The organism is Streptomyces thermoalcalitolerans (assembly GCF_039525155.1).
Classification (GTDB): Bacteria; Actinomycetota; Actinomycetes; order Streptomycetales; family Streptomycetaceae; genus Streptomyces; species Streptomyces thermovulgaris.
The window spans coordinates 1-9334 of record NZ_BAAAHG010000095.1 but is presented as its reverse complement, the minus strand read 5'-3'; the positions used below and the strand labels follow the sequence as shown (position 1 = coordinate 9334).

The 9334-nt window shown below is 67.6% G+C and carries 15 protein-coding genes; 3 read left to right on the top strand and 12 right to left on the bottom strand.

From position 1 onward, the window contains the following. Positions 1-268 precede the first annotated feature (268 nt). From ABD224_RS28330 to ABD224_RS28290, 9 genes are all read right to left on the bottom strand, one after another. The gene (locus tag ABD224_RS28330) at positions 269-700 is read right to left on the bottom strand and encodes a Fic family protein (protein WP_344055024.1); all 432 of its coding nucleotides are present in this window, start codon (positions 698-700) and stop codon (positions 269-271) included. 306 nt (positions 701-1006) lie between these two features. Next, positions 1007-1210, bottom strand: a complete 204-nt coding sequence (locus ABD224_RS28325) for a hypothetical protein (protein WP_344055022.1) — start codon at positions 1208-1210, stop codon at positions 1007-1009. Between the two features lie 81 nt (positions 1211-1291). Beyond that, positions 1292-1633: a hypothetical protein gene (locus tag ABD224_RS28320; protein WP_344055020.1), complete on the bottom strand. Its 342-nt coding sequence runs from the start codon at positions 1631-1633 to the stop codon at positions 1292-1294. A gap of 143 nt (positions 1634-1776) precedes the next feature. After that, entirely contained in the window at positions 1777-2433 is a 657-nt protein-coding gene (locus ABD224_RS28315) for a contact-dependent growth inhibition system immunity protein (RefSeq protein ID WP_344055018.1), read from the bottom strand. A gap of 13 nt (positions 2434-2446) precedes the next feature. After that, the gene (locus ABD224_RS28310; RefSeq protein WP_301478347.1) at positions 2447-2746 is read right to left on the bottom strand and encodes an RNase A-like domain-containing protein; all 300 of its coding nucleotides are present in this window, start codon (positions 2744-2746) and stop codon (positions 2447-2449) included. 61 nt (positions 2747-2807) lie between these two features. Then, entirely contained in the window at positions 2808-3368 is a 561-nt protein-coding gene (locus ABD224_RS28305) for a hypothetical protein (RefSeq protein WP_344055014.1), read from the bottom strand. Positions 3369-3394: 26 nt separating this feature from the next. After that, a complete protein-coding gene (locus ABD224_RS28300) occupies positions 3395-5134 on the bottom strand; it encodes an RNase A-like domain-containing protein (RefSeq protein WP_344055011.1) in 1740 nt (579 codons plus the stop codon). After that, a complete protein-coding gene (locus ABD224_RS28295) occupies positions 5134-5448 on the bottom strand; it encodes a WXG100 family type VII secretion target (protein WP_344055008.1) in 315 nt (104 codons plus the stop codon). Before ABD224_RS28295 ends, ABD224_RS28300 begins: the two co-directional genes overlap by 1 nt. Positions 5449-5516: 68 nt before the next feature. Beyond that, the gene (locus ABD224_RS28290) at positions 5517-5777 is read right to left on the bottom strand and encodes a hypothetical protein (RefSeq protein WP_425581074.1); all 261 of its coding nucleotides are present in this window, start codon (positions 5775-5777) and stop codon (positions 5517-5519) included. Positions 5778-5950: 173 nt separating this feature from the next. Here ABD224_RS28290 and ABD224_RS28285 point away from each other — a divergent pair, with 173 nt between their 5' ends. The 3 genes from ABD224_RS28285 (at position 5951) to ABD224_RS28275 (ending at position 7496) form a co-directional block, all read left to right on the top strand. After that, complete coding sequence (locus ABD224_RS28285; RefSeq protein WP_344055005.1) at positions 5951-6637, top strand: DEAD/DEAH box helicase; 687 nt, start codon at positions 5951-5953, stop codon at positions 6635-6637. Positions 6638-6914: 277 nt separating this feature from the next. Further along, positions 6915-7217 carry a hypothetical protein gene (locus ABD224_RS28280; RefSeq protein WP_344055001.1) on the top strand — a complete coding sequence of 101 codons (303 nt, stop codon included), beginning with the start codon at positions 6915-6917 and terminating at the stop codon, positions 7215-7217. A 45-nt stretch (positions 7218-7262) separates the two neighbouring features. Continuing rightward, complete coding sequence (locus ABD224_RS28275; RefSeq protein ID WP_344054998.1) at positions 7263-7496, top strand: hypothetical protein; 234 nt, start codon at positions 7263-7265, stop codon at positions 7494-7496. Positions 7497-7562: 66 nt separating this feature from the next. Here ABD224_RS28275 and ABD224_RS28270 read toward each other — a convergent pair whose 3' ends face one another. The 3 genes from ABD224_RS28270 to ABD224_RS28260 all read right to left on the bottom strand — a co-directional run. Continuing rightward, positions 7563-8006, bottom strand: a complete 444-nt coding sequence (locus tag ABD224_RS28270; protein ID WP_344054995.1) for a hypothetical protein — start codon at positions 8004-8006, stop codon at positions 7563-7565. A 251-nt stretch (positions 8007-8257) separates the two neighbouring features. Then, a complete protein-coding gene (locus ABD224_RS28265; RefSeq protein WP_344054992.1) occupies positions 8258-8608 on the bottom strand; it encodes a hypothetical protein in 351 nt (116 codons plus the stop codon). Positions 8609-9003: 395 nt separating this feature from the next. Then, the coding region (locus ABD224_RS28260) for a transposase family protein (RefSeq protein ID WP_344054989.1) at positions 9004-9334 on the bottom strand (331 nt) is incomplete at its 5' end.

Genomic DNA, 9334 nt, shown 5'->3' with positions numbered 1-9334 from the left:
CACCCACGACCGCCGCCGGGCCGCGCCCCCCGCACGACCGCGCCCGGCGGCGGGCCCGGGAAGGACAGCCGACGGGCGGACGCCTTCGACCACGGGCTTCGCCGGCACCCGCGTCCCGCCGCGCGTCCGGACCGGTCACCCGCATCGCGTCCACCGACCCGGGCTGGACCTGACCACCGGTCCTGGGAGGCCACCGGGCACGTGCGTACACGTTCAGCTCACGCACCGGTTGTTCCATGAACTCCGCCGGTGCTCGGCCTGCCATGCGTCACCGGTCGTCTCCTGGGCCTTCGCGACCGGACTGGTCACTCAGTACCGGCGGCCCGTACTCCGCCCGCGGCCCCATGAGCCGGGCGGCGACGGAACAGCCAGGGCACCTCGAGGACGCGAGTACCTCACCTCGCCGTGCCGCCGCACTGGCGAGGATGTGGATCAAGCGGGCCAGTGACAGCGCACCGACCGGATCATCGGCATACCTCGGCACGCGTAGGGGACCGACCTCGTCCAGGAACACTTTTTCGCGTGCCAGGACGAACCCCATCGTGAGCAGGGCTGCCCGGCCGTTGCCGTCGTCGAACGGGTGGAAGAAGCACACATCCAGATAGGCACGTGCGGCCCGGGCGGGAAGGGGGACGTCCGTGACGGTCGCGGTGGCCTGGGACAGGCACTCCTCGAACTGCTCGGGCGTCTCCTCACACACGCCGTACCGTTCACGTCCCCCTTTGGCAAAGGCCGGAAGGGTGCGGAACGCCACGTCCGGACGGCCGAGGACCAGCTTCTGCCATTCGGCGAGGAGACCGAAGCCGAGCGGCCGGCCGCTGCGTCCCTCCGAGCCAGCCGCCAGGCTGCCCGCATGCGGTCCCCACGCGTCGTGTCGCCGTGCCTGTCGCACGCGCCCGCGACCGCGTCGAAGGCGTCGCGAGTGCCCCGGATCGGACCGACCAGTTCCTCCGAGGCCTTGTGCCACGCGATCTGCGAGCGCGCCCGGAGCCAGCTCCGGAGGTCGTCACGCACCATGCTCTCCGATGGCCTGCCCGGCACGGCCGATCACCTCCGCGTCCGGGGCGACCCAGCTTTTGAACTCGGAGTCCACGACCTCATCGGCCAGGTCCTCCGCCTCCATGGGGGACATCCCTGTCGACTCGAGGTACCAGGCGAGCGCCTCCGTACAGGCAGCGCTCCATGTCTCGCCGGCCCCGGTGCGTTCCACGACGAGTGTCACGAGCGGCGCGACGGCGCGTTCACGCAGCCGCCGTGTCTCCTCGTCGTCCTTGTCCGGTTCGGGGGCGAACTACGCGAAGACCGAGGCGAGTTCCTCAAGCCAAGCGCGCCATTGGAGCAGGGCGCTGGTGTACCGCCGCGCCTGCTGCTCCAGGTCGCCGTTGACGAGACCACGCACCGGCAGATCTGTGATGATCGCCCCTGAGCCGGGGTGCTCGTCCATGGCGGTGTACCAGCCGAAGGCCCACGAGCCGTAGTACTCGGCAAGGCCCCGGGCAACCGAATTGTCCGACCGCAGTCCTCGTGGCCGCCCCGACTCGGGGTCCGGCGAGGACACCACCTCACGTACCACGTCGAGTGCCTGGTCGGGGTCGAAGGGATGCGTGGCCGGATCGACGTCCCGCCACGTCATCGATGCCGGGTACCAATTTTGGAACTGATGACTCCTCCTGGTGTCTGGGCATGGGGCCGCTGTGGCTGTGACGACTGCTCCGGCACCGGCGTCGGAACGACGAGCGGCGGGTCGAGTGAGCCGTCGCAGCCGAAAAGGCCGGATCAGGTGTCGGACAGCGTCGTCGCCAGTGACTGGAACCAGGCGCCGTAGGAGAACGGCTCGGGCGGGCCGACCTCCATGCCGAGTTCGGCGGCTGCCAGGGCGTAGTCCCCCTCGTCCAGGGGAAGGGCGAGCAGCTCGTGGAGTTCACCCACGAGGCGTGCGACCAGTTGGGGGTGGGTGGTGGCGGCGTAGTCGGCAATGGCGGCGTCGTGGTCGGGGAACTCGTCGACGACGTCCTGCGAGAACCAGCCGCCGAGCAGCTGCGCGGTTTCCGGGAAGCGCGCGTGCCACTCCCAGTGGGTCTGCGGGCACGACGGCTCCGGGACGTCACCTTCCTCGATGCTCCTCTTGAGGTGGTCGGCCAGCACCGTCAGCCAGTCGCCGATCTCGGACTGGGGCTTCCCGATGTCCGGGATCGCATAGAACTCGCCCAGCCGCTGCCGGAGACGGCCCGGCGGGTTGCGGCTGTACTCGCGCAGCTGGCGCTCCGCCTCCGCGATGGCCCAGGGGCGGGTGTGCCAGGTGTGACGGAGGTACGCGTCCAGCGCGCGGCTGCGCCGCTCCGGGGTGTCATCGGCCGGCTGCCCCAGGTAGGCGCGCATCACCTGGTCCAGCTCGCCGTACCGGCGGTCGTGTTCGAGGGGCTCCATGGACATGTGCGAGCGCCCCCTACAGGTAGAACGGGATGGTCGTGTGGACGACGAAACCGTGCGGACTCGACGGCTCACGGCGCAGCACCACGCGCGCCGCGCGGACGTCGACGGGCCCCCGCCCCGCCAGCAGGTCACCCTCCAGCTGGACCCGGCCCACGGGCTCCTCACGGGATGGCCAGGCGGCCTCGATGGTGAGGCGGGCCCGGGTGCCCTGGGCGAGCCAGCGATGGATGACCTGCTCGTTGGCGGTCACCACCTGCTGGGTGGCCCAGTGGGCGGTCTCCCGGTCGGGATAGGAAGCGGAACGGGTCAGCACGGGGGGCATCCTCTCGAATGAACTCGTCAGGAGCTGCGTTCGTATCGGGCCGACGGCCGCTTTACAGGTCGTTGAAGTTCCAGAACATGCCGACCTCTGTGTCCGAGACGACGACGAGGCCGCAGTCCTCCGTGAAGACACTCATCGGACTGTACCCCAGGGTCTCCAGTGTGAAATCGAGTGTGCCGGGCGCGCTGCCTCTCTTGCTGACGTTGGTGTGATACGTGGCCTCATCCCCGTATCGCGCGAGAATCGTGCGCGCCATCGCCCGCAGTTCGTCCGGGGACTCGGTGAAGTCCTGAAGATTGGCCAGGGTGCAGTCTCCCCCAGTGATGGCCAGGAGCAGGTTTTCGGCACTGTCCCGGTCGATCTTCTTGAGGCGGGGCGCGACATATTCCGGGGAGACTTCGGCGAAGGGCCACATGGGGCTCTCCACCCACTCGGGAGCCTCCCCATTGTCGATGCGGGCCCATCCTCTGGGGTCCGGCACGGCCCGGGCCATCAGCGCGAGGACGTCGAACGTCCAGTCTTCGTGGCGGCGCGGACCGGTGGCGATGTACGCGAACGCGTCCCCGTACAGGTGGCGTACCGCGGCGTCCCAGGACGTCTGGTCGACGGACATGTAGACATGGGCCTTTCTCGACGGGGCTAGAGCTTGCAGGGCATCGACGTCAGGACCGTGAACGGCGGGTTGCGGCTGCTGTCGTACCGGATCCGCGTTTCGATGCCGGTGACGTCGTACGCCTTGGCTTTCATGCCGCCCTGTTTGTACCCGGACAGCGGGTCGTTCGGGTCCACCGGCTGCCTGAATACGCTACGGCCGCTTATTTCGCCGTTCGGCGCGACCGAGCGGAACTTCTCGACCTTGCCGTTCCCCGGTGGCGGCGGGCCTTTGATCCACGCTTCGATGGCGGCCTTGTTCTGGTTGAGGTTGTACTCGGTCAGTTCCTCTGCCCGCTGGTAGTTCGGGAAAGCGGACGAGGCAACGGGGTACGGCCTGCCGTACGGCCAGTGCGGGGTCGGGTTCGGTTTGCTCTGTTGGTCGCGCAGGCGCTGTGCCAGCTGCTCGTCCGTCTTGCCGACGTGCTTGTCCAGGGTGTGACCGTCCTCTAGGTACTCGTTGGCGGCGAGGTTGAGATCGTACTTGCCGTTCGAGTCGATCCTCAGCCAGACCTGCGAGTCCTTGAACTCCTCCAGGGCTCTCATGCCGAAGCCCTCCGCCCGCGCCTCCTGGGCCTCGAACGTCGGAGCGCTCAAGTACGCCTCGTCCAACGGACCCATGAGCGCGTCGAGCTGCGGGACGAGGGCGTCGACCCGTCGGTTGTACTCGGTGACGATCGCGTTGAGCTTGGCGGTGTCCATGTTCAGGACGATGCCCTGGCCCAGCTGGCTCGCGGTCTTGGTGACCCCTTTGACCACGCCTTTGACCAGGCTCTTGACGTCGTCCGTGCCGATGCCGCCCTTGATGTCGATCTCCACCTGGGGGACCGCTTCACGCACGGCCTCGACGTAGACGTCCCACACCTCGCGATTGAGATAGACGGCCGCCTCGGCGAAGTCGTAGAGAAGATCGCTGACCTTCCGGGCCGTGTCGAACAGCACGGTCAGCACGGGGTGAGTGGCGGTCTGCGAGGAGGAGCTGTCGTGCTTCCACTCATAGTTCTCGCGTGTCGTGCCCCACGCCGTCGTGCCCCACAGCGAACTGCAGAACTGGCGCATCGCGTCGTACCACTCGCTGTGGGTCTGCTGAGTGATGCTGCTGACGTTCCCGGTCAGCCCGTTCTCCACCGAGGAGAGCGTGGCGGTCGTCGCCATCCACGCCTTGGACAGCGAGTTCAGGTAGTGCTGCTGTGGAAACGGATAGACCTCGGCGACCTTGCCCATCCGGAAGACGTGCTTCACCACCGGTCGCAGCACCTCCCGGACCGGCTCGGGCACCTGCTCGAGGAGCCTGCGGATGAAGTCGTCGCCGCCGTCGTCGTCGCCCCACTTCAGATTCGGCACGGAGCCGTAGGCGGGCGGCTTCTCGATGACCTTCGGCAACGGCTGGATGACCGGCTTCGTCCTCCCTGTGGGATCGTTGGCCGCGTCCGTCTTCGCGTAGGTGTTGGCCGTCGAGGTGAAGCCGACCGCCGCACCCCCAATGCTGACGACACTCTTGGCCCATACTTCGAGGAAACGATTGCCCACCTTGACGTACGACGCTGCGAACGCCTGGGGCGAGGTGCCGTAACCGCCGGCGTCCGGATACTTGTGCAGAGCGTCGAGCAGGGTCCTGGCGCCCCTGTCCATCACCGTCTGCTGACTCGCCACACCGCCGGAGACGCGGTAGAGGTCGGCCGGCTTGACGTCAATGGTGCCGTTCTGGCCCGGCGGTGGCGTCCCCATCAGCCGGCCCCCCAGCCACGCAGCACGGCCTGGTGTGCCGTCGCGTAGTTGATCCGGCTCGTGATCGCGCACTCGTGCAGCCACTTCTGGGCCGCCTGGAGATCCTGAGCCGAACGATCCCACTCGTCGAGCTTCTCGACGAAGATCTCGCGGGCCTCCCCCTCCCAGGACAGCACGACCGGTACGACCCGGTCGTAGAGGTTGTCCAGCTTGTCGTTGAGCTTCTTGAGGATGTCCTCCAGTTCGGCGGCGAGTTCGCTGAGAGTGGTGAAGGAGACGGTTATGCGGCCGTCGTCCGTGCTCCCGGTCGGCATGGTTCCCCGTTTCCCAGATGTCGTCGTGGCTGCGGCAGGCAGCCTCGGAGAAGTCGTCAGAAGGGTCGTCAGAAGGAATCGAGACTGCTGCGCGGACGAATGGGCCCGGTCGTCTCCGGGTTCGGTGTCGACAGCTTGTCGACCTCGCTGTCGATGTCCACCGGAATGCTCCGCAACCGGGCCACCACATCCAGCTCCCGTTCCGTGAAGCCGTCCCGGCTCAAGCGCACAACCTGCTCGAGGTGCCGGAGCACTTCACGGATGCGCACGGCGTCCGCTGCCGCCGCCCGGTGGAACTTGCGGTACGCCGTCGCCGCCGGCCCCGCCACCCCGCCTCGATGCGGTCGACGATCGCGTCCATCCGCCTGACCTGCCGGTCCAGGTAGTCCTGCATGATGCGACCAGGTGGGTACCAATGGAGGACCCGGAGACGGGGATCTTCCGGGGGCCGTACCTGCGGATCAGGACGCCGTTCCACCTCGCCGACGACGGATGACAGTCGGTGCTGGAGTGGCGGCCGTCGTTCACGCCGTGGCGGCACCAGACGAAGGCGTGGGAGCGGCTGAGCACGTACAAGGGCGCGGCCGAGCCGACGCTGGTGACGACGGGCACCGGGTCGGGCAAGACCGAGTCGTTCCTGTTCCCCGTGCTCGACCACTGCCGACGGCAGAAGGCACGGGGCCGGTCCGGCGTGAAGGCCATGCTGCTGTACCCGATGAACGCGCTGGCCACCGACCAAGCGAGGCGTATCGGCGACTACCTGGCGCAGCCCGAGCTGGCGCAGGTGACGGCCGGTCTCTGCATCAATGACAGCCCGAACGCGGACTTCCGGCGGGTGATGACGCGGCGCAAGGAGATGCGCCAGTCGTCGCCGGACCTGCTGATCACCAACTACAAGATGCTGGACCTGCCGCAGCGGGGCGAGGACCGCCCACTGTGGGAGGGGGCGGACCTGGCGTATGTGGTGCTGGACGAGTTCCACATCTACGACGGCGTGCAGGGAACCGACGTGGCGATGCTGCTGCGGCGGCTGGCAGCGGCCGTGGGCGCCTCGAAGCCGGACCGTCCGCTCGGTTCGATCTGTCCAGTGGCGACCTCGGCGACCCTGGCGAGGACGGGAGCGACGTCGGCGGCATCCTCACCGTCGCCGAGCAGGTGTTCGGCGTGCCGTTCGGTCCGGACGCGGTGATCGGTGAGGAGCGGCTGAGCGCCGACGAGTTCGTCGGCGACATCGACTACGAGCTGCCTGAGCCCCGGTCCCAAGGAGGTCATCGAGGTTTCGGGCGGGCCGGGCGTGGAGGCCGCCCCGGACCGGCTCGACCTGGACGGGCTCGCCGAGCGGCTCCTGGGGCGGCGCGGTCCGGACGTCTTCCAGGTCGGGCGGCTGCTGAAGGAGCACGACTTCACCCACGGTGTGCTCGCGCTGCTGAACGGCGAGCCGCTCGACGAGTGGGGCTGCGCGACGCATGGCCCGCTTCGGGTACGCGTGGGCGCGCACCGCGCGGGAAAACCCGCAGCTCACGCTGGAGGCCCTGGCACGGTTCGTGACGCTGCTGTCGTCCGCCCGGGATTCGGAGTCCGACGAGCGTCGGCCGCGCCCGCTGCTGCCCATCGAGGCGCACCTGTGGGTGCGGCCGGTGGGACGGGCGCTCAGCGGGGTGAGCAGCCGGCCGGAGTTCCGCTGGTACGAGGACGAACGGTCCGTGGCGCGGCGCTCCGCGCTTGCCGCGGCGTCCGCCTCCGCAGCCCCGTCCAGCGGCGACGAATAGCCGCTGGTGGACTCGCGGCGGCCCGAGGCGCCCGATTCGGACAGCGTGCCGCGGCCGGCCCAGTCCTGGCTGCCCGCCGTCTACTGCCGTGTCTGCGGCCGTTCGGACTGGGCGGCGTTGTCTCCGGAGGCCGATCCGCAGAAGCTGGAGACCAGCCCGCTGCGGATCTGGCAGGCCGCCATCGGGCGGGACAAGCGGCGGCTGCGGTACTTCATCTCGGCGACTCAGGCCGAGGCGCGGGACGTCCTCGCGGCGCTCACCGACGCCGGCCCCCGGTAGGCGGGCGGTGTCGATCCGCTGTCCGTGGTGATGCTGGACGAGGCGCAGGGCATCTTGCTCGGGGGCTCAGGAGAACTCGTGCAGCACCACCCAGTAGTCGTACTCCTCATCCGAGGCTGCGCACAGGCGGCGGCCGTCGGCCGAAACGGCGAGGAACTCGGGAGAGCCCGTCACCTCAGCGATGCGTGAGGGCAGGTTCCTGCCGACGGTGTCCCTGACCCTCACCCAGCCGGTCTCGCTGCTTCCCGACACGGGCGGAAGGATGAGGAACTCGCCGTTGTCGTCATAGAGCGAGACCCTCGAGGCGTGGAAGTGCCACTTCTCGTCCAATTCACCCATGGCGCCCGGGGACGAGATGGGGACAGTGGCCACCGGCTCGACCTCAAGCCCGCTGAAGGCGTAGATGGCGGACTGCAGTGGAGGAGCGGCCTGTACGCCGTTCTCCAGCACTTGGAGACCACAACGCTCCAGGACGTCCCGCCACTTGGGTTTCCCCTGCTCCGTCGTCACCTTCAGTCCTTTCAGTTGCTTTCGTGGAAGGCCGCTCGTGCTGCTGTGACTGGCTGTAATGGGACTTGAACCAGGTCAGGTGAAGGTTGCTCATGGTTCTCTTGGTTCTCTTCCGGTCCGCTCCAGCAGGCTCACGGGGTTGTGAGGGGCAAGGGTCTGCGCGCGCAGTGTTGCCCGCCTCCTGCGGAGAACCGCGGCCTGCTTCGGATCGGCGAGAGCCGAGAGAAAGAGAAAGATGACGCGCGCTTGTTCTACTGAAACAGGAGGCGATCCTGGATCGCCAGCTGCGGGGCTACCTGAATGTCCATGACTCCCGCACACTCGCCCATGTGAAACTCAATAGAAATGCTCTTGGTCGATTTACCGGGAGTGAAGGCCAGGCGTGTAGCGCCCTCCCGGAAAACATCCACCAGCTCAACTCCCTGATCATTCATCCAGCGAACTCTCACCGACCTCTCCAATGCATGATAGGAAAGCATCAGCGACTGTCCGGAAGTGTCTTGAAAGGTAAGAATCCGTGTCCCGTTTTCATCCGAATCCGGCCATTCACCGATGGTGTCGCACACCTCTTCGTCGTCGGGGGTGAAGAACTCTCCATACATGTGTTCGCACCTTCACTTCCAATTCTCGGCGAGTTGCACGAGTCCGGTTTGACGTCCTTGCCGAACAGGCAGTCGAGCCTGCATTGCGCCACGCGGTAAAAACGGGATCGTTTCCGCTATGACATGCCGTGCTCGGTCAAGAACTTGGAAATGGCACGCCCGGCTGATTCCGCGGTCGACCTGTCGTTGGGATCATCCATGCCCAAGAGGGGAAGGTGCAGCGTGACGGAAACCGCGTCACCGAACTCCCTCCGGATGCATCGGAGGGACTTGAGTATGGCGTGATAGGCAGGACTGACCGATGCGAAGTCCTCACGTACAACGACCTTCCCGTTCCGCTCGACTACTGGACGGAACGGCGGGACAACGATCCATTGCGGTAGACTGAGGTTTTCTCAACGCCTTTCGTTCCATGCGTTGTTGAGGACAAGGGCGGCCTGGGCGATGGCTCCGATGCGGCTGGGGCTGAGCGTGACGTGCTGCAGGGCACGCCAGCGCTGTTTGAGTTCGGCGGCAGCCCGCTCGCCCAGGGCTCGGATGCCGCGCAGGAGCCGGTTGTGGGTGCGGGTGTCCGGCGCGAGTGGGGAGGCGATGTCGGGGTGCGGGCGGAAGGGGGTGTGGATGCCCTTGCCGGCGCCGGTGTAGCCGACATCGGCCAGCGTCGGCAGACCCTGGCGGGCCGCGGCGTACAGGGCGGGCAGGGCGTGGATGCGGGCGGCGCGCAGG

Excerpts from the sequence above, each read along its gene's own strand:
- ABD224_RS28280 (WP_344055001.1), top strand. The coding sequence starts at position 6,915 with ATGGCCCGCTTCGGGTACGCGTGGGCGCGCACCGCGCGGGAAAACCCG.
- ABD224_RS28295 (WP_344055008.1), bottom strand. The coding sequence starts at position 5,448 with ATGCCGACCGGGAGCACGGACGACGGCCGCATAACCGTCTCCTTCACC.
- ABD224_RS28315 (WP_344055018.1), bottom strand. The coding sequence starts at position 2,433 with ATGTCCATGGAGCCCCTCGAACACGACCGCCGGTACGGCGAGCTGGAC.
- ABD224_RS28265 (WP_344054992.1), bottom strand. The coding sequence starts at position 8,608 with ATGTATGGAGAGTTCTTCACCCCCGACGACGAAGAGGTGTGCGACACC.
- ABD224_RS28320 (WP_344055020.1), bottom strand. The coding sequence starts at position 1,633 with ATGACGTGGCGGGACGTCGATCCGGCCACGCATCCCTTCGACCCCGAC.
- ABD224_RS28300 (WP_344055011.1), bottom strand. The coding sequence starts at position 5,134 with ATGGGGACGCCACCGCCGGGCCAGAACGGCACCATTGACGTCAAGCCG.
- ABD224_RS28305 (WP_344055014.1), bottom strand. The coding sequence starts at position 3,368 with ATGTCCGTCGACCAGACGTCCTGGGACGCCGCGGTACGCCACCTGTAC.